The sequence below is a fragment of the Streptomyces sp. NPDC006174 genome (assembly GCF_040614075.1).
Classification (GTDB): Bacteria; Actinomycetota; Actinomycetes; order Streptomycetales; family Streptomycetaceae; genus Streptomyces.
Genome location: NZ_JBEXTJ010000001.1, coordinates 630,773 through 651,412, shown reverse-complemented (window position 1 = coordinate 651,412; position 20,640 = coordinate 630,773). Strand labels below are relative to the sequence as shown.

Sequence of the window (20,640 nt, the reverse complement as noted above, 5' to 3'; positions counted from 1 at the left end):
AAGGCCGACGATCCGCCGCTCCGTCCGGCCCGGTCTCGCAGCCTCGGGACAACACCCTGCGTAGCCGGGAGCCCTCCGCTGCCTTTACGCTGCTGACCGGCACATAGGGATCACCCACGAAATCCACGAGCGAAGACCGTGCCTCGCAGGGGTTGGCCCCGGCGAGAACGGGCAGGGGCGGGGCGATGGAACAGACACACACCACCCACAACGGCGTCGCGGCCACCCCAGGGGCTCAGCGCCGGGTGCTGGTGGTCGAGGACGACGCCACGATCGTCGATGCCATTGCCGCCCGGCTGCGGGCGGAGGGCTTTCTGGTGCAGACCGCGCTGGACGGGCCCGCGGCCGTGGACGCGGCCGAGGCCTGGCAGCCCGATCTGATGGTGCTCGACATCATGCTTCCGGGCTTCGACGGCCTGGAGGTCTGCCGCCGGGTGCAGGCGCAGCGCCCGGTGCCGGTGCTGATGCTCACCGCGCGCGACGACGAGACCGACATGCTGGTCGGGCTCGGGGTCGGCGCCGACGACTACATGACCAAGCCGTTCTCCATGCGGGAGCTGGCCGCCCGGGTGCACGTCCTGCTGCGGCGGGTGGAGCGGGCCGCGCTGGCCGCCGTCACACCGCGCAGCGGCATACTGCGCCTCGGCGAGCTGGAGATCGACCACGCGCAGCGCCGGGTGCGGGTGCGGGCCGAGGACGTCCATCTGACGCCGACCGAGTTCGACCTGCTGGTCTGCCTGGCCAACACTCCGCGCGCCGTCCTCTCGCGTGAGCAGCTGCTGGCCGAGGTCTGGGACTGGGCGGACGCCTCGGGCACCCGTACGGTCGACAGCCACATCAAGGCGCTGCGCCGCAAGATCGGCGCCGAGCGGATCCGTACGGTGCACGGCGTCGGTTACGCCCTGGAGACCCCGGCCCCATGACCCGGCCAGGGTCGGGGATGCGGCCCTTCTCCATCAAGGCCAAGCTCGGCACGCTGGTCGTGGTCTCGGTGTTCATCACCACCGGGCTGCTGATCGTGGCTCTGCGGACCCGGACCGAGTTCCAGTTCATCACCGTGTTCTCGGTGATCGCGACGCTGCTGATCACGCAGTTCGTGGCGCACGGTCTGACCGCGCCGCTGGACGAGATGAGAGCGGTGGCCCGGTCGATCTCGCACGGCGACTACACGCGCCGGGTGAGCGGCGCCGGGCGGCGGGACGAGCTGGGCGACCTCGCGCAGACGATCAACCGCATGGCGGACGATCTGGAGGCGGAGGACCGGCACCGGAAAGAGCTGGTCGCCAATGTGTCGCACGAGCTGCGCACGCCGATCGCGGCGCTGCGGGCCGTACTGGAGAACGTGGTGGACGGGGTCTCGGCCGCCGATCCCGAGACGATGCGTACGGCGCTGAAACAGACGGAGCGGCTCGGCCGGCTGGTGGAGACGCTGCTGGACCTGTCCCGGCTGGACAACGGCGTGGTGGCGCTCAAGGCACGCCGTTTCGAGGTCTGGCCGTATCTTTCGGGCGTACTGAAAGAAGCCAATCTCGCCGCGTCACAGCGGCACCTCTCGTCGGGATCGGGCAACCACTCCCGTACGGATGTCCATCTGCATCTGGACGTCTCGCCGCCGGAGCTCACCGCGCACGCGGACGCCGAGCGGCTGCACCAGGTGGTGGCCAATCTCATCGACAACGCGGTCAAGCACAGTCCGCCGCACGGCCGCGTGACGGTCCTGGCGCGGCGCGGTGCGTACCCGGAGTCGCTGGAGCTGGAGGTCGTCGACGAGGGCCCGGGCATCCCGGAGGCGGAGCGCCACCGGGTCTTCGAGCGGTTCAACCGGGGCCAGGCGCCCTCACCGCACGGTCCCGGCAGCGACGGCGGTACGGGACTGGGCTTGGCGATCGCCCGCTGGGCGGTGGATCTGCACGGCGGCCGGATCGGTGTGGCCGAATCCGCTCGGGGCTGCCACATCCAGGTCACACTTCCGGGGCTGGCCGAGCGACGCGGTTGACGATGCGGTTGACATAGGGTTCGAAGCGGAAGGGCGTGTTCATCCGCGTCCTGAGGGAAGGGGATCCTGCAGAGGATCTCCACGGGATACGGTCTTGGGACCGTATCCACGGTCCTGCGTACCCGAAGTGCAGTGGAACCTCGCTTGTTTCCCGCCATTTCCTGCGCCGAAACCCGCGTTGCGATGTGATGTGCACGACGAAGCACCGGCCCGGTCTGCAAGGAACGGTTTGGGGGGCGTAGCCTTGATTTCCGCTGTCCATCACCTTGTGAAGCGGAAGAGGGCGGTTGCCGCCGTGTCGTCTCAGTCCCCCAGTAACTCGAGCATCTCGACCGACCAAGCCAGCCCGGGCACCAACCCGGCCGCGGCTTTCGGCGCCAATGAATGGCTCGTCGACGAGATCTACCAGCAGTACCTCCAGGATCCCAGTTCGGTCGATCGCGCCTGGTGGGACTTCTTCGCCGACTACAAGCCGGGCACCTCCGGCACGGCGGACAAGCCCTCTCCCGACGCCGCAGCCTCGGGGGCTGCGGCAACCGAGGCCCCGGCCGCCGCCACCCCGGCGAAGCCCGCCGCCGCTGCTCCGGCAGCCCCGGCGCAGGCCGAGCAGGCCGACACCAAGCCCGCCGAGGCGAAGACGGAGGCGAAGCCCGCCGAGGCGAAGGCCGAGGCCAAGGCCGCCCCGGCTCCGGCCCCGGCGAAGCCCGCCGAGGCCAAGCCGGCCGCCAAGCCCGCCGCCGCTCCCGCCAAGGCGAAGGCCGAGGCAGAGACCAAGGCGGACGAGTCCACCGCGGCCCCGGCCGGCCCGGAGTACGTGACGCTGCGCGGCCCCTCCGCCGCTGTCGCGAAGAACATGAACGCCTCGCTGGAGCTGCCGACGGCCACGTCCGTCCGCGCGGTGCCGGTGAAGCTGCTCTTCGACAACCGCATCGTCATCAACAACCACCTCAAGCGCGCCCGCGGCGGGAAGATCTCCTTCACGCACCTCATCGGGTACGCGATGGTGCAGGCCCTCAAGGCCATGCCGTCGATGAACCACTCCTTCGCGGTGAAGGACGGCAAGCCGACCCTGGTCAAGCCGGAGCACGTCAACCTCGGCCTCGCCATCGACCTGGTGAAGCCGAACGGCGACCGCCAGCTGGTCGTCGCGGCCATCAAGAAGGCCGAGACGCTCAACTTCTTCGAGTTCTGGCAGGCGTACGAGGACATCGTCCGGCGCGCCCGCATCGGCAAGCTCGGCATGGACGACTTCTCCGGCGTCACCGCCTCGCTGACCAACCCCGGCGGGATCGGCACCGTCCACTCGGTTCCCCGCCTGATGCCCGGACAGGGCCTCATCATGGGCGTCGGCGCGATGGACTACCCGGCGGAGTTCCAGGGCACCTCCCAGGACACGCTCAACAAGCTCGGCATCTCGAAGGTCATGACGCTCACGTCGACCTACGACCACCGGGTCATCCAGGGCGCGGCCTCCGGCGAGTTCCTGCGGGTCCTGAGCCAGCTGCTGCTCGGCCAGAACGACTTCTACGACGAGATCTTCAAGGCCCTGCGCATCCCGTACGAGCCGGTCCGCTGGCTCACGGACATCGACGCGTCGCACGACAACGACGTGACGAAGGCCGCGCGGGTCTTCGAGCTGATCCACTCCTACCGGGTCCGCGGCCACGTCATGGCCGACACCGACCCGCTGGAGTACCGCCAGCGCAAGCACCCCGACCTCGACATCACCGAGCACGGCCTCACCCTGTGGGACCTGGAGCGGGACTTCGCGGTCGGTGGGTTCGCCGGCAAGTCGATGATGAAGCTCCGCGACATCCTCGGCGTGCTGCGTGAGTCGTACTGCCGCACCACCGGCATCGAGTTCATGCACATCCAGGACCCGAAGCAGCGCAAGTGGCTCCAGGACCGGGTCGAGCGGCCCCGCGCCCAGCAGCCCGAACGCGAGGAGCAGCTGCGCATCCTGCGCCGGCTGAACGCGGCCGAGGCGTTCGAGACGTTCCTGCAGACGAAATACGTCGGTCAGAAGCGGTTCTCGCTGGAGGGCGGCGAGTCCGTCATCCCGCTGCTCGACGCGGTTCTCGACTCCGCCGCCGAGGCCCGCCTCGACGAGGTCGTCATCGGGATGGCCCACCGCGGCCGGCTGAACGTGCTGGCGAACATCGTCGGCAAGTCGTACGCGCAGATCTTCCGCGAGTTCGAGGGCAACCTGGACCCTCGCTCGATGCACGGCTCCGGCGACGTCAAGTACCACCTGGGCGCCGAGGGCACGTTCACCGGTCTGGACGGCGAGCAGATCAAGGTCTCGCTGGCCGCCAACCCCTCGCACCTGGAGGCGGTCGACCCGGTCCTGGAGGGCATCGCCCGCGCCAAGCAGGACATCATCAACAAGGGCGGCACGGACTTCACGGTCCTGCCGGTCGCGCTCCACGGCGACGCGGCCTTCGCGGGCCAGGGCGTCGTCGCCGAGACGCTCAACATGTCGCAGCTGCGCGGCTACCGCACCGGCGGCACCGTGCACGTGGTGATCAACAACCAGGTCGGCTTCACCGCCGCCCCGGAGTCCTCGCGCTCCTCGATGTACGCCACCGACGTGGCGCGCATGATCGAGGCGCCGATCATCCACGTCAACGGTGACGACCCGGAGGCCGTGGTCCGCGTCGCGCGGCTCGCCTTCGAGTTCCGGCAGGCGTTCAACAAGGACGTCGTGATCGACCTCATCTGCTACCGCCGTCGCGGTCACAACGAGGGCGACAACCCGGAGTTCACCAACCCGCAGATGTACACGCTGATCGACAAGAAGCGCTCGGTGCGCAAGCTCTACACCGAGTCCCTGATCGGTCGCGGCGACATCACGCTGGAAGAGGCGGAGCAGGCGCTCCAGGACTTCCAGGGTCAGCTGGAGAAGGTCTTCGCCGAGGTCCGCGAGGCCACCTCGCAGCCGGCCGCTCCGCACATCCAGGAGCCGCAGGCCGCCTTCCCGGTCACCGTGGAGACCGCGGTCTCCGCCGAGGTCGTGAAGCGGATCGCCGAGTCCCAGGTCAACATCCCCGAGTCGATCACCGTCCACCCCCGTCTGATGCCGCAGATGCAGCGTCGCGCGGGCTCGGTGGAGAACGGCACGATCGACTGGGGCATGGGCGAGACCCTGGCCATCGGTTCGCTGCTGATGGAGGGCACTCCGGTCCGGCTCGCCGGCCAGGACACCCGCCGCGGCACGTTCGGCCAGCGCCACGCGGTGCTGGTGGACCAGGTCACCGGCGAGGACTACACGCCGCTGCTGTACCTCACCGAGGAGCAGGCCCGGTACAACGTCTACGACTCGCTCCTCAGCGAGTACGCGGCGATGGGCTTCGAGTACGGCTACTCGCTGGCCCGCCCGGAGTCGCTGGTCATCTGGGAGGCCCAGTTCGGTGACTTCGTCAACGGCGCGCAGACCGTCGTGGACGAGTTCATCTCCTCGGCCGAGCAGAAGTGGGGCCAGACCTCCGGCGTCACGCTGCTGCTGCCGCACGGCTACGAGGGCCAGGGCCCGGACCACAGCTCCGCTCGCCCGGAGCGCTTCCTCCAGATGTGCGCGCAGGACAACATGACGGTCGCGATGCCGACCCTGCCGTCGAACTACTTCCACCTGCTGCGCTGGCAGGTGCACAACCCGCACCACAAGCCGCTGATCGTCTTCACGCCGAAGTCGATGCTGCGTCTGAAGGCCGCGGCGTCGAAGATCGAGGAGTTCACCGTCGGCGGCTTCCGTCCGGTGATCGGCGACGACAGCGTCAAGGCGGAGAACGTCCGTAAGGTCGTCTTCTGCGCGGGCAAGCTCTACTACGACCTGGACGCCGAACGCGAGAAGCGCGGCGACACGGAGACCGCGATCATCCGCCTCGAGCGCCTGTACCCGCTGCCGGGTGCGGAGATCCAGGCCGAGATCGCCAAGTACCCGAACGCCGAGAAGTACCTCTGGGCCCAGGAGGAGCCGGCCAACCAGGGTGCGTGGCCGTTCATCGCGCTCAACCTGATCGACCACCTGGACCTGGCCGTCGGCGCGGACGTGCCGCACGGCGAGCGCCTGCGCCGCATCTCGCGGCCGCACGGCTCGTCCCCGGCGGTCGGCTCGGCCAAGCGTCACCAGGCCGAGCAGACGCAGCTGGTCAACGAGGTCTTCGAGGCCTGAGGACCGCACGGCTGAACACCCGGGAGACCCGGTTCCGCGCTTGTCGCGGAGCCGGGTCTCCGGCGTGTCCGAGCCCTGCGGCGCCTCGCTATCCTTTTCGCATGTACTTCACGGACCGTGGCATCGAGGAACTGGAGAAGCGGCGCGGCGAGGAGGAGGTCACCTTCGAGTGGCTCGCCGAGCAGCTGCGTACGTTCGTCGATCTCAACCCCGACTTCGAGGTGCCGGTCGAGCGCCTCGCCACCTGGCTGGCCCGGCTGGACGACGAGGACGACGAGGACGCGTAGGGCCTGTCGTTCTGATCAGGCCCTGACCCGCGAGCCGCTCAGGAGGCGCCCGCCCTGGCCCGGTGGTACGCGAGCCCCAGCGCGCCCTGTGCCAGGAGTACGGCCCCGGCGGCCGCCCATCCTCCGCTGCGCCGGTGCGCGCCCCACAGCAGGATCGGGAGCCCGGCCGCGAGCTGGGCGGCGGCGATGGCACGGGCGCGCGGGCCGCGCACCCACGGGCCGAGGCTGCTGCTCTCCACCGCGTCGAGTTCGACCCGTACGGCATCACGCCATCCGGCCCACTCGACGCGCTCCACTCCGCGCTGCACCGCCGCCACACTGCGCAGCCGGTCGGCGCTCTCGCCCGGGCCGAGTCCGGTCGGCAGAGTGAGTCCCGTGCGGCTCAGGACCGCGAGCAGGCCGCGCAGCCGGGCCTCGGCGTCCGACTCCGGGTCGGGCCGGGTCAGCTCCTCCAGCGCCTGGAGGTCGAGTACGGGATCGAGGCCGAGCCGGGCCGCGAACGTACGCATCGCCTCGTCCTCGCCCACCGGCGTACCGTCGGCCAGCCAGACGTAGCCGACGGGACGGCGGAATCCGGCGGCGAGCGTGTATCCGGCCCGGTCGCCGTCCCACCACAGGGCCAGCACCGGCCAGCTGGAGCCGACGGCCAGAGCGCCGGCCCAGCCGCCGACGACCCGGTCGACCGGCTCGGGATCGCCGCCGGACGGACCGGTTCCGCGCCAGGGCTTCCCTTCCGGTACGAGGACGCTCCACTCCTCGCCCGCGCGCGTCAGCAGCATCTGCTCGCGCAGCAGGTGGGCGAGCGGCCGTACGGTCTCGGGGTCGGCGCGGCACATCAGGAGCGCCCCCGTCGATGTCGCGTTCATATGCACACGCTAGGGCAATTTGCCCGACTCTGTTGGCGTTTGACCCCATCGCGCTCCTCTGTATGGCGCTTGACTTCCCTCATCCGCGATATATCGTGTTCTTTACGAGACGCGATATGTTGCGTCGCCATCTTCTCCGAGAGGTCCTATCCATGGCTGTGTCGAAGCGGACCGTCGCCGAGCCGCAGAAGCTCACCTTCGACGACCCGGTGACCTCGCTCCACGTACGGGTCGTCGGCGGCACGGTCAACGTGGTCGGGACCGATGAGCCGGGCGCGCGGCTGGAGGTCTCCGCCATCGAGGGGCCGCCGCTCCTGGTGACGTACGAGGGCGGCCGGCTGACGGTGGCGTACGAGGATCTGCCGTGGCAGGACCTGCTGCGCTGGCTCGACCCCAACGGGCGCCGCCGCAGCGCGGTCGTCTCGCTCACCGTGCCCGCCGCCGCCTCGGTGGAGGTCGGTGTGGTCGGCGCCGGGGCCGTGGTCTCCGGGATCAGCGGCCGTACCGACGTACGCGGCATCACCGGCGACATCGCGCTGGTCGGGCTGACCGGCGCGGTCCGCGGAGACTCCGTCTCGGGCAGCCTGGAGGCGCAACGCGTCACCGGGGACCTGCGCTTCCACTCGGTGGCCGGCGATCTGACGGTGGTGGACGGGGCCGGCGCCTCGGTCCGGGCCGAGTCGATCAGCGGTGACATGGTGCTGGACGTCGACCCTTCGGGCGCGGCTTCGGACCGGCCCACCGACATCCGGCTGACCACGGTCTCCGGCGAGATCGCGATCCGGCTGCCGCATCCGGCGGACGCCAAGGTCGAGGCCAACACCGCGAGCGGAGCCGTCTCCAACGCCTTCGAGGACCTGCGGGTCGGCGGGCAGTGGGGCGCGAAGAAGATCACCGGCACGCTCGGCGCCGGCACGGGGACCTTGAAGGCGACGACCGTGTCCGGTTCGATCGCCCTGCTCCGCAGGCCGCCGGCCGAGGACGACACGCACGGTGCCGAGCCGACCGGAAAGGTTCTCTGACATGGCCCCCGTTTTCGCGCACGGCCGACTGCGCCTGTATCTGCTCAAGCTCCTGGACGAGGCCCCACGCCACGGCTACGAGGTGATCCGCCTGCTGGAGGAGCGCTTCCAGGGCCTGTACGCGCCCTCCGCCGGCACCGTCTATCCGCGGCTCGCCAAGCTGGAGGCCGAAGGCCTGGTCACCCACGCCACCGAGGGCGGCCGCAAGGTCTACTCGATCACCGACGCCGGACGCGCCGAGCTGGCGGGCCGCAGCGGCGAACTGGCCGACCTGGAACTGGAGATCCGCGACTCGCTGGCCGAGCTGGCCGCCGAGATCCGCGACGACGTGCGCGGCGCGGCCGGCCGGCTCCGCAGCGACATGCGGGCGGCCGCCACGGAGTCGCGTACGGACCAGCGCAAGCAGTCCTCTCCCTTCGGGGACCTCGGCGACTTCGGAGACCTCGGCAACCTGGGCGACCTCGCGGACAGCAAGGCGTGGCGCGCGGCGAAGGAGGACATGAGCCGGGTCAAGAAGGAATGGCAGGAGCAGGCGCGCCGAGCGAAGGACGAGTCGCGGCGCGCCCGCGAGGAGGCCCAGCAGGCCCGCCGCCAGGCCAAGGAGGCGCAGGACAGGGCGCGCGAGCAGATGCAGAACGCCGCCCGCCAGGTGCAGGAGCACTTCGCCCGCGGCGACTGGCCCGCCGGCGTACGGGATGGGCTGGCCGAGATCACCGGACAGCTCGGCGGCTTCGCCCGCACCGGCGGCTGGTCCTCGTTCGGCAAGCCGTGGGCCGCCGGATCCGAGGCCACCGGGCCCGCCGAGGCGGCCGGAGCGCCGGAGACCGTCCACGACTCCGGCTGGGGCGAGGACGTCCCGGTCACGGACGACCCGGCGCGCGACCTGGACCGCCTGCTGGACCGGTTCCGCGACACGGTCCGGGACACCGCCCGCGACCACGGGGTCACGGAGGACCAGCTGGCCGAGGCCCGCGGCCACCTGGGCGCGGCGGCGGCGCGGATCGAGGCGCTGTTGAGGCCGGAGGACGAGGAGAGCTGAGGAGCGGCGGGGGCTGGTGCGGGTGCGGGTGCCTTGTTGCAGGCACCCGCACCCGTACGCCCTCGTCCGCGTCCGCACCCGCCTCCGCGTACCTCACCCCGCCTCGGCGTGTCCCTGGCCGTCGGCCTCGGGCCCGTACAGCGCTCGGTGCACGGTCGCGTACGTCGCGCCGTGTTCGGCGAGGACGTCGGCGACGGTTCCGGGGGTCGCCGTGAGGGCCAGGAGCAGGTGTTCCTCGCCGATGAACCGGTCGCCGCGTCCCAAGGCGACCCGGAGCGACTTCTCCAGGATGCTCTTCGCGCCCGGAGTGAACGGCCGGTGTCCCGATGACCACCACCGGCGGCTGCGCCGGTCGGCGGCGAGAGCGCCTTCGCCGTGAGCTCCTTCGACCCGGTCCACGATGGCGCCGACGTCGATGCCGAGCCCGGCGAGGGCCTCGGTGTCGGCCTTGGTGAGCCCGCCTCGGCGGCGGGCCTCGGCGAAGGCGGTGTCGAGGGAGGCGCGGCGGTCGCTCAGCCCGAGGGTGGCGAGGGCGAAGGAGGCGCGGCTGCCTTCGCGTTCCAGCAGCGCGAGCAGCAGGTGTTCCTCGGTGACCGATCCGGCGCCGACGCGCTCCGCCTGCGCCACGGCTCCCTTTACGGTCACGCGTGCTCCTTGAGTGAAGCGTTCGAACATCAGCGCCTCCCGTACTTCTTGTGCACGGCCTGCCGGCTGACACCCAGCTCGGCGGCGATCTCCTGCCACGACCATCCCTGGACGCGGGCACTGCGTACCTGTACGGCTTCGAGCTGCTCCAGCAGCCGCCGCAGCGCGGCCACCGCCCGCAGCCCGACGCGCGGGTCGCGGTCACCGGCACGTGCGGCCAGATCCGTTGCTTCGGTCATGACGTCAACCTACATTGACATTGCAGAATCGTCAATCAAAGTTGACATCATCGTCCGCGAGCCGGGCATGCCGCTCGACGTCGTACCGCAGGCCGCCGTAGCGCAGCTTGGCCCGCTCGATCCCTTCGGCCGCGAAGCCGGACCGTACGGCGACCCGGCAGGAGGCCGGATTGTCGGTGCGGTGGCCCAGCTCCAGCCGGTAGAGGCCGAGTTCGCCGAACGCCCACCGCGCCACCGCACGCACTCCGGCGGGCGCGACGCCACGGCCGCGCGCCGCCTCGGCGGTCCAGTAGGAGATCCAGCCCGTGCCATGGACCCGGTTGACGGCCCGGACGGCCACACAACCGACCGCCTGGCCCTCCTCGCCCACGACGGCCCAGGAGTAGCCGGTCCTGGCTCCCCGCTCCCGCGTACGGTCCGCGATCCAGGCCAGCGCACCGGCCCGGTCGGCGACGGGCCGGTCGCTCTGGCGGTCCATCTCGGCCGGGGCGAAGGCGCGGAGTACGGCGGAGGCGTCGGCGGGGAGCCAGGGGCGCAGCAGGAACCCTTCAGGGGCGGTCAGTTCGTCCATGCGGGCCAGCCTCCCGCACGGTCACCACCACCTCCGCCCCGGGCCACGCCACCACGGCCAGGCGGCCCCCGTACGGCGCCTTGCCGAGGACATGGGCGGCCCGTCCGGTCACGGAGACGCGCCAGCCACGGGTGGACGGCGGCAGGGCCAGCTCCGTGATCCCGGGACGGGCGGCCGCACGGTAGGCGAGCCGGTAGGAGCGGGTGGCAGCCTCGTACGCGTCGGAGCGGACCGCGCCCGCGACGGCGGGTGCGTACGGAGTCGCCGTCTGCTCCTTGTTCGTACGGAAGCGGCCGCGCTCGTCGACCGCGCAGTAGCCGCCGCCGTAGCACCAGACGTATCCGGCCCAGCCGGAGCTGTAGCGGCTGAGAGAGGCGACGGCCTCGCGGTAGAAACGGCCCATGCTGGGGAGGGAGTTGTTGAGCGGACCCCATTCGCCGACGACCACCGGCATCCGGTGGCGGACCGGATAGGCGGTGACGGCGGCCTCGTACGCCTCGATCCAGCCGGCCGCCGGGTCGTAGTCCGCGCCGGCCTCCATGGCGGTGTTGTAGAAGTGCGGTGCGTAGACGGTCCGGCTGTCGTGGATCCGGCCGAGGCCGGTGGGCACGCCTTCGCCGACGATCGGGGTCGGCTCGACGAAGAGCCAGGTGGAGCGGTCCTCGGCCCGGATGGCACGGGCGAGGCGGTTGTACATCGGCGTGAGGTGCTGGGCCTCGATGCGGCGGGCGGCGGTCGCCAGGTCCTCGCCGTCGCGCAGCTCGCCCATCGGCTCGTTGATCAGGTCGTAGCCGATGACGGCCGGGTGGTCGCGGAACCGTTCCGCCAGGACCTGCCACATGGCGTCCTGGGCGCGTCGCAGGTCGGGGTCCTCGTAGAGGTGGGTGAAGGCCCGCTGGACGGCGGGCTGGAAGTACTCGGAGAACCAGTCGTCGGGGTTCGGCGTGAATGGCAGCCCGTCGGTCCTGGTGGCCCATTCCGGAATGCCGCGATGGCCGAAGGCGGGCCCGAAGACGTCCTGGTGGGCGTCGATGAGGACATGGATGCGGTGCCGGTGCGCCCAGTCCAGGATGCGTTCGATCTTCCGGAGGTAGCGCTCGCTGTACTGACCGCGCCGGGGCTCCAGGTCGTCCCAGAAGACCAGCAGCCGGGCGAAGTTGAACCCGTTGGCGCGCAGGTCGCGGAAGTGCCGCTCGGTGATGGCGCTCAGCGCGGCCTCGCCACGGTTCGCCTTGTCCTCGACGTTCCAGCCGCGCAGGGTGAGGGTGCGGCCCCCGCTGTCGGTCAGGGGCGGGATGGAACGTTCGTACGTCGACGGGTCGGCGGCCTGAGGGGATGCGGGGTGCGCCGAGGCGGCGGGAGCGAGGGCTCCCGCCGCCAGGACGGACGCGACGACAACTGCTATGAGTGCTCTGCCCATACGCATGGGCGGCATCCCATCAGCAAAGCTGACACTTGTTCAAGTATGGTGCGGTGACGAATTCGTTGGGACTACTCCGTCGGCCGGAGCACGATCTTTCCGAACTGCTCGCCGTCGGCCAGCCGCTGGAACCCTTCGCGGGCCCGGTCCAGCGGCAGCACCTCGTCGATGACCGGCCGTACGCCGGTGGTCGCACAGAACGCCAGCAGGTCCTCCAGCTCGTCCTTGGAGCCCATCGTGGAGCCGACGACCTTGAGCTCCAGGAAGAAGATCCGGGTCAGCTCGGCGTGCGAGGGCCGGTCGCCGCTGGTGGCCCCGGAGATCACGAGGGTGCCGCCCGGGCGGAGCGACTTCACGGAGTGGGACCAGGTGGCGGCGCCGACGGTCTCGATGACGGCGTCCACCCGCTGCGGGAGCCGCGCGCCGGGCTCGTACGCCTCCAGTGCGCCGAGCTCCACCGCGCGCTTCCGCCGGCTCTCGTCGCGGCTGGTGGCGAAGACCCGGAGCCCGGCGGCCTTCCCGAGCACGATCGCGGCCGTGGCGACCCCGCCGCCCGCACCCTGGACGAGCACCGAGTCGCCGGGCCGCACACCGGCGTTGGTGAAGAGCATCCGGTACGCGGTGAGCCAGGCGGTCGGCAGACAGGCGGCCTCCTCGAAGGAGAGCTCCTTGGGCTTGGGCAGCACGTTCCAGGTGGGGACGGCGACCTGCTCGGCGAAGGTGCCCTGGTAGCGCTCGGTGAGGATGGAGCGCGGCTCCTCGGGCCCGACGCCGTGGCCGGACTGGCCGATCACGGAGTGCAGCACGACCTCGTTACCGTCTTCGTCGATGCCGGCGGCGTCACAGCCGAGGATCATGGGAAGCCGGTCCTGCGAAAGGCCCACGCCCCGCAGCGACCAGAGGTCGTGATGGTTGAGCGAGGCGGCCCGGACGGTGACGGTGCTCCACCCGGAGCGCTTTTCCGGCGCCGGGCGTTCGCCCAGCTCGAGGCCGTTGAGGGGCTGGTCGGGATCGATGCGGGCTGCGTAGGCGGCGAACATGGCTTGACGATAGGCGCGGCGGGCCGCCCACGTAAGCGCCTCCGCGTGTGACGCACGCCAACATTCCAGCCGCTCCGGCGATCGAGGAGCCGGAGGCCCGAACAATCAAGCCCCTCCGGCGATCGACCAGCGGAGGCCCGCACCACCAAGCCCCTGCGGGCTGGAAATGGCCGCGCCTCAAACGCCGGCCGAGCAAAAAAAGGGGGCGGGGCCCGTCCGATACAGGCCCCGCCCACCGCTCAACGCGAGGTTAGCGCCGAGCCACACCCTCCGCACGCGCCGCCGCGGCCACGGCCGCCGTGACCGCAGGCGCGACCCGCTCGTCGAACGGCGACGGGATCACGTAATCCGCCGCCAGCTCATCGCCGACCACATCGGCCAGCGCGTTCGCCGCGGCGATCTTCATGCCCTCCGTGATCCGCGACGCCCGCACCTGCAGCGCGCCCGCGAAGATCCCCGGGAACGCCAGCACGTTGTTGATCTGGTTCGGGAAGTCGGACCGCCCGGTCGCCACCACGGCCGCGTACTTGTGCGCGATCTCCGGGTGGACCTCCGGATTCGGGTTGGCCATGGCGAAGACGTACGCACCGGGCGCCATCGACGCCACCGCCGCCTCCGGCACCGTACCGCCGGAGACACCGATGAAGACGTCCGCACCGGCGAGCGCCTTCTCCAGCGAACCGGAGATCCCGGCGCGGTTGGTCAGCTCGGCCAGCTCGCGCTTGACGTCCGTCAGGTCGTCCCGGTCCCGGCTGACGATGCCCTTGCGGTCGGCGACGGCGACATCGCCGATACCGGCCTCCAGCAGGAACTTCGCGATGGCCACACCCGCCGCGCCCGCGCCGGAGATCACGCCGCGCAGATCGCCGAGCGTGCGCCCGGAGAGCTTGGCGGCGTTGCGCAGAGCGGCGAGCGTGACGACGGCGGTGCCGTGCTGGTCGTCGTGGAAGACCGGGATGTCGAGCCGCTCCTGGAGCTTGCGCTCGATCTCGAAGCACCGCGGCGCCGAGATGTCCTCCAGGTTGACCCCGCCGAAGGAGGGGGCCAGCCGGACGACGGTGTCGACGATCTCGTCGGCGTCGGTCGTCGCGAGTGCGATCGGCACCGCGTCGACGCCGCCGAACTGCTTGAAGAGGATGGCTTTGCCCTCCATCACCGGGAGGGACGCCTCGGGCCCGATGTCACCGAGGCCGAGCACGGCGGTGCCGTCCGTCACGACGGCCACGACCTGGGACTTCCAGGTGTAGTCGTGGACGAGCTCGGGATTGTCGGCGATGGCGCTGCAGACCTTCGCCACACCCGGCGTGTACGCCAGGGAAAGGTCGTCCTTGTCCCGGATCGGAACGGTGGACTGCACGGCCATCTTTCCTCCCCGGTGGAGGGCGAAGGCCGGATCGAAGGGCTCGTCGGCCCCGGTGTCCGCTGCGCTCGTGCGCTGGATGCCACTGTCGGTAGTGCTGTCGCTGCGAGGATTGACGATCTCCGCTGCCATGGTGTTGACCCCTTAAGTCTTCATCGTTTGAGGGTGGCCACTCCTGGTTGAGGAGGGGTGGGCGGGCACCGCGTCCGTGCCCTGCACCAGGCGGTTGGCCCGCCCCGGCAGGGAGAGGTACGTACGCGCGGGCGCGCCGCACACGCGCCCTGAGCCCCGGATGAGGGGTGTAAACGTCTTTCTTACCGGACCGACCCGGTCCCGCACGAGTCCATTCCGATGCGGTGACGTGACTCATAGTCGAATATCTGGACAAGTCGGCAAACCGGCATAAATGCCGCCCGGCGGGAGAGACGCACCGAAGATTCTCCGGCCACGAGAAGGGTTCGCGACAGATGGTCCGGCCCCGAGGTACCGGCCACGCGAGTTCGGGGGTCGCCCGTTATCCGATTTTGACATGGCTGGGCCCCTGAATGGGTCAGTCCAAATGGCAGGATGCCGTCATCAAACGAGGTGACGACACTCGAAGGTGCGTGCCAAGCCTCTCCGAAAGCACCCTCACCCTTCACCTGCCGGAGGATCCCGACATGACCGCAAGTATCATGCGTCGCAAGACCGCGAAGTCCCGGATTGCGGCGGTCGGCGCCATCGCGGTCGCCGGCACCCTGCTGCTCACCGCCTGCGGCGACCAGACCGAGAGCGCCTCCTCGGAGGGCGGCGACGCCACGGCCACCAAGGCCGGCGCCCCGCTCTTCTCCAAGCTGCCGGAGAAGTACCAGAAGTCGGGTGTCATCAAGGTCGGCACGAACGCCGAGTACGCCCCGATGGAGTCCGTCGAGAACGGCAAGATCGTGGGCGTCGACCCCGACATCGCCGCCGCTCTCGGCAAGCAGCTGGGTGTGAAGTTCGAGTTCACCTCCGGCTCCTTCGACGGGCTGATCACCGCCCTCAACTCCGGCCGTCACGACATCGCCATGTCGTCCATCACGGACAACAAGCAGCGCCAGGAGGGCCTGGACGACTCCGGCAAGAAGCTGGGCGAGGGCGTCGACTTCGTCGACTACTTCCTGGCCGGCACCGCCGTGTACACGAAGAAGGGCAACCCGCAGAACATCAAGTCCATCGAGGACCTGTGCGGGAAGCCCGCGGCCGTCCAGCGCGGCACCACGTACGAGGAAGCCCTCAAGAAGCAGTCCAAGGCATGTACGGACGGCGGCCAGAAGGCCATCAAGATCGAGTCGTTCGAGAACGACACCGAGGCGCAGACCCGCGTGAAGTCCGGCGGTTCGGTCGCCGGTGTCAACGACTACCCGGTCGCGGTCGACCTGGCCCGCAAGGCCGACGGCGGCAACGCCTTCGAGGTCGTCGGCGAGCAGATCGACGCCGGCCCGTTCGGCATCGCCGTCAAGAAGGACAACACGGGGCTGCGGGACGCCCTGAAGGAGGCCGTCGACGCGATCATCGCCGACGGTTCGTACCAGAAGGTGCTCGACAAGTGGGGCGCCGGCACGGGAGCGATCGACAAGGCCGCCATCAACGGCGGCAAGTGACCGGACGCTTCACCGAAGGGCAGTCACCATGACTGACAAGTTCGACAAGACACCCCCCGGCTCACCGGCCGGCCAGGTGTCCGTCTCCAAGGCCGCCACCACGGCCCCGGAGAACATCAAGGCCATCCCGGTCCGCCACATCGGCCGCTGGATCAGCGGCATCGTGGTCATCGGCCTCCTCGTGGCCCTCGGATACGCCTTCTCGCAGGGCAACATCCAGTGGCAGGCCGTCGGCGACAAGCTGTTCGACAAGAACGTCGTCGCCGGAGCCGGCCGCACGCTGCTGATCAGCGTCCTGGCCATGGTGCTCGGCGTGATCCTCGGTGTGATCCTGGCTGTGATGCGGCTCTCGAAGAACCCGGTCACCAGCTGGGTGGCCTGGCTGTACATCTGGTTCTTCCGCGGCACCCCGGTCTACGTACAGCTGCTGCTCTGGTTCAACCTGGCGCTGATCTTCCCGGTCCTGAACATCCCGTTCATCTACAAGGACGAGATGACGGACGTCATGACCCCGTTCATGTGCGCCCTGCTGGGACTCGCGCTGAACGAGGCCGCCTACATGGCGGAGATCTGCCGCGCCGGCATCCAGTCGGTCGACGAGGGCCAGACGGAGGCGTCGCACGCGCTCGGCATGACCCAGGCGAAGACCATGCGCCGCGTGGTCCTGCCGCAGGCGCTGCGGGTGATCATCCCGCCGACCGGCAACGAGTTCATCAACATGCTGAAGACCTCCTCCCTGGTCTACGCGGTCACCTACAACGAGCTGCTCCGTTCCACCTCGCAGATCGGCTCCACGTCGTACGCCGTGATGGAGATGCTGTTCGTCGCGTCCATCTGGTACATCGTGATGACCAGCGTGTTCAGCGTCGGCCAGTACTACCTGGAGCGCCGCTACGCCCGCGGCTCGCTGCGCTCGCTGCCGCTCACGCCGCTGCAGCGCATCAAGGTGAACCTCGCCTCCTTCAGCAACCGGCCCTCCGGAGGTGTCTCCGCATGACCACCCCCATGGTGAAGGCCGAGGGCGTCCACAAGTCCTTCGGCGCCGCCCACATCCTCAAGGGCATCGACCTGGAGGTCGCCCCGCGTGAGGTGTTCTGCCTGATCGGCCCGTCCGGCTCCGGCAAGTCCACCTTCCTGCGGTGCATCAACCACCTGGAGCAGATCAACGCCGGCCGGCTCTCGGTCGACGGCGAGCTGGTCGGCTACCGGCAAAAGGGCGACAAGCTCTACGAGCTCAAGGACAGCGAGGTCGCCCTCCAGCGCCGCGAGATCGGCATGGTCTTCCAGCGCTTCAACCTGTTCCCGCACATGACGGCGCTCGAGAACGTCATGGAGGCGCCGATCCAGGTGAAGGGCGAGGCCAAGGCCGTGGCCCGGGCCCGCGCCGAGAAGCTGCTGGACCGGGTGGGCCTCGCCGACAAGGCGAAGAACTACCCGACCCAGCTCTCCGGCGGTCAGCAGCAGCGCGTCGCCATCGCCCGCGCGCTGGCGATGGAGCCGAAGCTGATGCTCTTCGACGAGCCGACCTCCGCGCTCGACCCGGAGCTGGTCGGCGACGTCCTGGACGTCATGCGCGGTCTGGCCGAGGACGGCATGACGATGATCGTCGTCACCCACGAGATGGGCTTCGCCCGCGAGGTCGGTGACGCGCTGGTCTTCATGGACGACGGCGTGGTGGTCGAGTCGGGCCACCCGCGCGACGTGCTGGGCAACCCGCAGCAGGACCGGACGAAGTCGTTCCTGTCGAAGGTGCTGTAGCTCGCTCCACGGGAGAGGGCGGTACGGACACGACGTCCGTACCGCCCTCTTCCGCATTCCGCGGCGCCGCCTACTTCACGGCGAGGATCAGGCTGTCCGAAGGCGAGGACCAGACCGCGCGGGCCTCTCCGAAGCCGGAGGCGAGCAGGGTGCGGGTGTGCCAGGCGGCGGAAGGCATGTCGCCGTCCGCGTGCTCGCCGTAGATCGCGAACCGTTCGGCGGTGGGTCCGGCGAGGACCGGGTCCTTGGCTGCGAGCGCCCACCACTCGGCCCAGTCCAGCGCGCCGGCGGCCTTGGCGCGGTCCATGGCGGCGTGCCGGTGGGCGCGTTCGGCGGCGTTGATGCGCGGGGTGTCGGGGTCGATGGTGCGGTCGGCGTTCATGAAGAGGCCGCCGTCCCGGACGAGCTTGCCGAGCTGCCCGTACAGCACGGCCAGCGGCTCGCTGTGGAACCAGTGCAGGGCGGTGGCGGTGAGGACGGCGTCGTACGAGGTGTGGGGCAGCCGGGCCGTCCACTCCGGGTCCTTGAGGTCGGCGGTGTGGAAGGTGACCCGGTCGTCGCCGTCGAAGGTGCCGCGGGCTATGGCCAGGAGCGCGGGGTCGAGGTCGACGCCGGTGCTGGTGGCGTCCGGGAACCGCTTGAGGAGCCGGTCCGTAATACTTCCCGTACCGCACGCGAGGTCCAGGACCCGGGGCGCGGGACCGGCGACCGCCTCGACCATGTCCAGCATCACCCGGAACCGCTCCTCGCGGTCGGGCATGTACCACTCCTGCTGCCGGTCCCAGCTCGCCTGCCAGGACTGCCAGTCGGTGCTCGTCCCCGTCTCCGTCACGCCAACCTCCAAGTAAGCCTCATGAACGTCGGCCACCCATTACACTGACCGACACCCCGACCCTAGACCGACCCAGTAAGGACTACAAGTGGAACTGGCCTATTACTCGGACTACGCCGTGCGCCTGGTCAACACCGAGGAGCCGGCCCGCAACAAGGACGCCCTCACCTCGGTCGAGGCGGTACGGGAGCTGTTCGGCGCCAACCAGCAGGCGGCGCGGCGGACGGCGGAGGCGGACGTGACCCGCTTCCGTTCCGTACGGGGCCGGCTGCGCGCGGTCTTCGAGGCGGCCGACGGCGGCGACGAGACGCTCGCGGTGGACCTGCTCAACTCGCTGCTGCTGGAGTTCCCGGTGAGCCCGCAGATCTCCGGACACGACACCCGGGACGAGGACGGCCGGCCGGACTGGCACATGCACCTGGCCGACCACCCGTCGAACGCGACCGCCGGATACGCCGCGATCGCGGCGATGGGCCTCGCCTTCCACCTGACCTCGCACGGCGTGGACCGGCTCGGCCTCTGCGAGGCGGCGCCGTGCCGCAACGCCTACCTGGACACCTCGACCAACCGGTCCCGGCGCTACTGCTCGGACCGCTGCGCGACCCGCGCCAACGTGGCCGCCTACCGGGCCCGCAAGCGCGCGGAGTCGGACCGGACGGGCCTGAGCGCCGAGACCGCCCAGCCGAGCAGCCCGGTCACCGAGCGCTGACCCTTCGGCGTGCTCGCCGGAGGCCGGTAGCGGGCTCGGACCCGGGCCAGTACGAGCCCCTCGGGCACGACCCCGTAATCCGTGCTGTCGCCGCCCGCGAACGTGTTGTCGCCGCGCACCCACCAGCCGCCGGGCCGCCGTTCGACCGCCCGCTTCACCACCAGCAGGTCCTGCTGGAAGGGGTGACGCAGGATCACCACGTCACCGGGGCGCACCGGCGCCCCGTACCGCACCAGCAGCAGGTCCCCGTGGTAGAGCGTGGGCACCATCGAAGGCCCCGTCACCTCCACCACCCGCAACGACCGCCGCCGCCCGGCCCGTCCGCCTCCGGACACCCGTCCCCACTCCGGCATCCCGGCCACCTCCCGGTCCTCCTCCGGCACACCGTGCCGCGTACCGCTCCGTACATTCGGCCGACGGCCCGAATCCCGCCCCGGACTTTTGACCTAAGCCCTAGGGGCAGCCACGGAAAGCGGCGCTCCACGGAGTAATGTCCCACCTGAGAAGACGATCACGAGGAGGACAGCTCCATGCTTTCCCGCCTGTTTGCCCCCAAGGTGAAGGTCAGCGCCCACTGCGACCTGCCCTGCGGCGTCTACGACCCGGCCCAGGCCCGTATCGAGGCCGAGTCGGTCAAGGCCGTCCAGGAGAAGTACCAGGCCAACGAGGACGCGGACTTCCGCACCCGCGCCATCCTGATCAAGGAACAGCGCGCCGAGCTCGCGAAGCACCACGTGTCGGTGCTCTGGAGCGACTACTTCAAGCCCCCGCACTTCGAGAAGTTCCCGGAGCTGCACCAGCTGATCAACGACACCCTGAAGGCGCTCTCCGCGGCCAAGGGCTCGAACGACCCGAAGACGGGCCAGAAGGCTCTGGACCTGATCGCCGAGGTCGACCGGATCTTCTGGGAGACCAAGAAGGCTTGATCTTCCCCGGGCCGTCCGGGCGCGCGCTAGCGCGCGCCCGGACGGCCCGCACGACCGCACCCCGGCCGCAGGGCGCCGGCAACGGCGGCCCTGGCGGACCGGGTGGGGTGGGTGGCGCCGGGGCAGGCGTTTAGGGG

At 70.3% G+C, this 20,640-nt stretch carries 20 protein-coding genes; 11 read left to right on the top strand and 9 right to left on the bottom strand.

All coding sequences use genetic code 11. The features are described from left to right. Positions 1 to 185: 185 nt before the first annotated feature. The 4 genes from ABZ267_RS03000 (at position 186) to ABZ267_RS02985 (ending at position 6,454) form a co-directional block, all read left to right on the top strand. The gene (locus ABZ267_RS03000) at positions 186 to 923 is read left to right on the top strand and encodes a response regulator transcription factor (RefSeq protein WP_015611314.1); all 738 of its coding nucleotides are present in this window, start codon (positions 186 to 188) and stop codon (positions 921 to 923) included. Further along, positions 920 to 1,996: a HAMP domain-containing sensor histidine kinase gene (locus ABZ267_RS02995; protein WP_356747915.1), complete on the top strand. Its 1,077-nt coding sequence runs from the start codon at positions 920 to 922 to the stop codon at positions 1,994 to 1,996. Before ABZ267_RS03000 ends, ABZ267_RS02995 begins: the two co-directional genes overlap by 4 nt. 295 nt (positions 1,997 to 2,291) lie before the next feature. After that, a complete protein-coding gene (locus tag ABZ267_RS02990) occupies positions 2,292 to 6,167 on the top strand; it encodes a multifunctional oxoglutarate decarboxylase/oxoglutarate dehydrogenase thiamine pyrophosphate-binding subunit/dihydrolipoyllysine-residue succinyltransferase subunit (protein WP_356747913.1) in 3,876 nt (1,291 codons plus the stop codon). 101 nt (positions 6,168 to 6,268) lie between these two features. Continuing rightward, the gene (locus tag ABZ267_RS02985) at positions 6,269 to 6,454 is read left to right on the top strand and encodes a DUF6104 family protein (RefSeq protein ID WP_003966321.1); all 186 of its coding nucleotides are present in this window, start codon (positions 6,269 to 6,271) and stop codon (positions 6,452 to 6,454) included. Between the two features lie 38 nt (positions 6,455 to 6,492). Here ABZ267_RS02985 and ABZ267_RS02980 read toward each other — a convergent pair whose 3' ends face one another. After that, the gene (locus tag ABZ267_RS02980; RefSeq protein ID WP_356747911.1) at positions 6,493 to 7,320 is read right to left on the bottom strand and encodes a hypothetical protein; all 828 of its coding nucleotides are present in this window, start codon (positions 7,318 to 7,320) and stop codon (positions 6,493 to 6,495) included. A 152-nt stretch (positions 7,321 to 7,472) separates the two neighbouring features. Here ABZ267_RS02980 and ABZ267_RS02975 point away from each other — a divergent pair, with 152 nt between their 5' ends. Next, positions 7,473 to 8,342: a hypothetical protein gene (locus ABZ267_RS02975; protein ID WP_356747909.1), complete on the top strand. Its 870-nt coding sequence runs from the start codon at positions 7,473 to 7,475 to the stop codon at positions 8,340 to 8,342. A 1-nt stretch (position 8,343) separates the two neighbouring features. Continuing rightward, positions 8,344 to 9,381, top strand: a complete 1,038-nt coding sequence (locus ABZ267_RS02970; RefSeq protein WP_356747907.1) for a helix-turn-helix transcriptional regulator — start codon at positions 8,344 to 8,346, stop codon at positions 9,379 to 9,381. Positions 9,382 to 9,474: 93 nt separating this feature from the next. Here ABZ267_RS02970 and ABZ267_RS02965 read toward each other — a convergent pair whose 3' ends face one another. The 6 genes from ABZ267_RS02965 to ABZ267_RS02940 all read right to left on the bottom strand — a co-directional run bounded on the left by ABZ267_RS02965 (position 9,475) and on the right by ABZ267_RS02940 (position 14,788). Next, entirely contained in the window at positions 9,475 to 10,056 is a 582-nt protein-coding gene (locus tag ABZ267_RS02965; protein ID WP_356747905.1) for a Clp protease N-terminal domain-containing protein, read from the bottom strand. Continuing rightward, positions 10,056 to 10,265 (bottom strand): sigma factor-like helix-turn-helix DNA-binding protein, encoded by a 210-nt coding sequence (locus tag ABZ267_RS02960; protein WP_006127526.1) that lies wholly within the window; start codon positions 10,263 to 10,265, stop codon positions 10,056 to 10,058. Before ABZ267_RS02960 ends, ABZ267_RS02965 begins: the two co-directional genes overlap by 1 nt. A 31-nt stretch (positions 10,266 to 10,296) precedes the next feature. Beyond that, positions 10,297 to 10,836: a GNAT family N-acetyltransferase gene (locus ABZ267_RS02955; protein ID WP_356747903.1), complete on the bottom strand. Its 540-nt coding sequence runs from the start codon at positions 10,834 to 10,836 to the stop codon at positions 10,297 to 10,299. Next, positions 10,814 to 12,262, bottom strand: coding sequence for a cellulase family glycosylhydrolase (locus ABZ267_RS02950; protein WP_356747901.1), 1,449 nt, complete (start codon positions 12,260 to 12,262; stop codon positions 10,814 to 10,816). Before ABZ267_RS02950 ends, ABZ267_RS02955 begins: the two co-directional genes overlap by 23 nt. 65 nt (positions 12,263 to 12,327) lie before the next feature. After that, positions 12,328 to 13,296, bottom strand: a complete 969-nt coding sequence (locus ABZ267_RS02945; RefSeq protein WP_356747899.1) for a zinc-binding dehydrogenase — start codon at positions 13,294 to 13,296, stop codon at positions 12,328 to 12,330. Positions 13,297 to 13,546: 250 nt separating this feature from the next. Further along, complete coding sequence (locus ABZ267_RS02940; RefSeq protein ID WP_356747898.1) at positions 13,547 to 14,788, bottom strand: NADP-dependent malic enzyme; 1,242 nt, start codon at positions 14,786 to 14,788, stop codon at positions 13,547 to 13,549. Positions 14,789 to 15,315: 527 nt separating this feature from the next. Here ABZ267_RS02940 and ABZ267_RS02935 point away from each other — a divergent pair. Genes ABZ267_RS02935 through ABZ267_RS02925 form a run of 3 tightly spaced genes read left to right on the top strand, consistent with a single transcriptional unit; the run spans position 15,316 to position 18,036 of the window. Beyond that, positions 15,316 to 16,278 (top strand): ABC transporter substrate-binding protein, encoded by a 963-nt coding sequence (locus ABZ267_RS02935; RefSeq protein ID WP_356747896.1) that lies wholly within the window; start codon positions 15,316 to 15,318, stop codon positions 16,276 to 16,278. 28 nt (positions 16,279 to 16,306) lie between these two features. Further along, positions 16,307 to 17,275, top strand: a complete 969-nt coding sequence (locus ABZ267_RS02930; protein WP_356747894.1) for an amino acid ABC transporter permease — start codon at positions 16,307 to 16,309, stop codon at positions 17,273 to 17,275. Continuing rightward, entirely contained in the window at positions 17,272 to 18,036 is a 765-nt protein-coding gene (locus tag ABZ267_RS02925; RefSeq protein ID WP_018509991.1) for an amino acid ABC transporter ATP-binding protein, read from the top strand. The genes ABZ267_RS02930 and ABZ267_RS02925 overlap by 4 nt, the downstream gene beginning before the upstream one ends. Before the next feature lie 70 nt (positions 18,037 to 18,106). On the opposite strand, the gene ABZ267_RS02920 is transcribed toward ABZ267_RS02925, so the two are convergent. Then, complete coding sequence (locus ABZ267_RS02920) at positions 18,107 to 18,868, bottom strand: class I SAM-dependent methyltransferase (RefSeq protein ID WP_356747892.1); 762 nt, start codon at positions 18,866 to 18,868, stop codon at positions 18,107 to 18,109. Positions 18,869 to 18,956: 88 nt separating this feature from the next. On the opposite strand from ABZ267_RS02920, the gene ABZ267_RS02915 reads away from it, so the two are divergent. Further along, entirely contained in the window at positions 18,957 to 19,577 is a 621-nt protein-coding gene (locus ABZ267_RS02915; RefSeq protein ID WP_356747890.1) for a CGNR zinc finger domain-containing protein, read from the top strand. Here the strand turns inward: ABZ267_RS02915 and sodX are convergent. Further along, the gene (gene sodX / locus ABZ267_RS02910) at positions 19,490 to 19,930 is read right to left on the bottom strand and encodes a nickel-type superoxide dismutase maturation protease (RefSeq protein WP_356747889.1); all 441 of its coding nucleotides are present in this window, start codon (positions 19,928 to 19,930) and stop codon (positions 19,490 to 19,492) included. The genes ABZ267_RS02915 and sodX overlap by 88 nt on opposite strands. A 177-nt stretch (positions 19,931 to 20,107) precedes the next feature. On the opposite strand from sodX, the gene sodN reads away from it, so the two are divergent. After that, positions 20,108 to 20,503 carry a superoxide dismutase, Ni gene (sodN, locus tag ABZ267_RS02905; protein WP_164614990.1) on the top strand — a complete coding sequence of 132 codons (396 nt, stop codon included), beginning with the start codon at positions 20,108 to 20,110 and terminating at the stop codon, positions 20,501 to 20,503. Positions 20,504 to 20,640 lie beyond the last annotated feature (137 nt).

Coding starts and splice junctions, on each gene's coding strand:
- ABZ267_RS02960 (WP_006127526.1), bottom strand. CDS start 10,265: ATGACCGAAGCAACGGATCTGGCCGCACGTGCCGGTGACCGCGACCCG.
- ABZ267_RS02935 (WP_356747896.1), top strand. CDS start 15,316: ATGACCGCAAGTATCATGCGTCGCAAGACCGCGAAGTCCCGGATTGCG.
- ABZ267_RS02995 (WP_356747915.1), top strand. CDS start 920: ATGACCCGGCCAGGGTCGGGGATGCGGCCCTTCTCCATCAAGGCCAAG.
- sodX (WP_356747889.1), bottom strand. CDS start 19,930: ATGCCGGAGTGGGGACGGGTGTCCGGAGGCGGACGGGCCGGGCGGCGG.
- ABZ267_RS03000 (WP_015611314.1), top strand. CDS start 186: ATGGAACAGACACACACCACCCACAACGGCGTCGCGGCCACCCCAGGG.
- ABZ267_RS02970 (WP_356747907.1), top strand. CDS start 8,344: ATGGCCCCCGTTTTCGCGCACGGCCGACTGCGCCTGTATCTGCTCAAG.
- ABZ267_RS02985 (WP_003966321.1), top strand. CDS start 6,269: ATGTACTTCACGGACCGTGGCATCGAGGAACTGGAGAAGCGGCGCGGC.
- ABZ267_RS02940 (WP_356747898.1), bottom strand. CDS start 14,788: ATGGCAGCGGAGATCGTCAATCCTCGCAGCGACAGCACTACCGACAGT.
- ABZ267_RS02925 (WP_018509991.1), top strand. CDS start 17,272: ATGACCACCCCCATGGTGAAGGCCGAGGGCGTCCACAAGTCCTTCGGC.
- sodN (WP_164614990.1), top strand. CDS start 20,108: ATGCTTTCCCGCCTGTTTGCCCCCAAGGTGAAGGTCAGCGCCCACTGC.
- ABZ267_RS02980 (WP_356747911.1), bottom strand. CDS start 7,320: ATGAACGCGACATCGACGGGGGCGCTCCTGATGTGCCGCGCCGACCCC.
- ABZ267_RS02975 (WP_356747909.1), top strand. CDS start 7,473: ATGGCTGTGTCGAAGCGGACCGTCGCCGAGCCGCAGAAGCTCACCTTC.
- ABZ267_RS02945 (WP_356747899.1), bottom strand. CDS start 13,296: ATGTTCGCCGCCTACGCAGCCCGCATCGATCCCGACCAGCCCCTCAAC.
- ABZ267_RS02965 (WP_356747905.1), bottom strand. CDS start 10,056: ATGTTCGAACGCTTCACTCAAGGAGCACGCGTGACCGTAAAGGGAGCC.
- ABZ267_RS02955 (WP_356747903.1), bottom strand. CDS start 10,836: ATGGACGAACTGACCGCCCCTGAAGGGTTCCTGCTGCGCCCCTGGCTC.
- ABZ267_RS02950 (WP_356747901.1), bottom strand. CDS start 12,262: ATGCGTATGGGCAGAGCACTCATAGCAGTTGTCGTCGCGTCCGTCCTG.
- ABZ267_RS02930 (WP_356747894.1), top strand. CDS start 16,307: ATGACTGACAAGTTCGACAAGACACCCCCCGGCTCACCGGCCGGCCAG.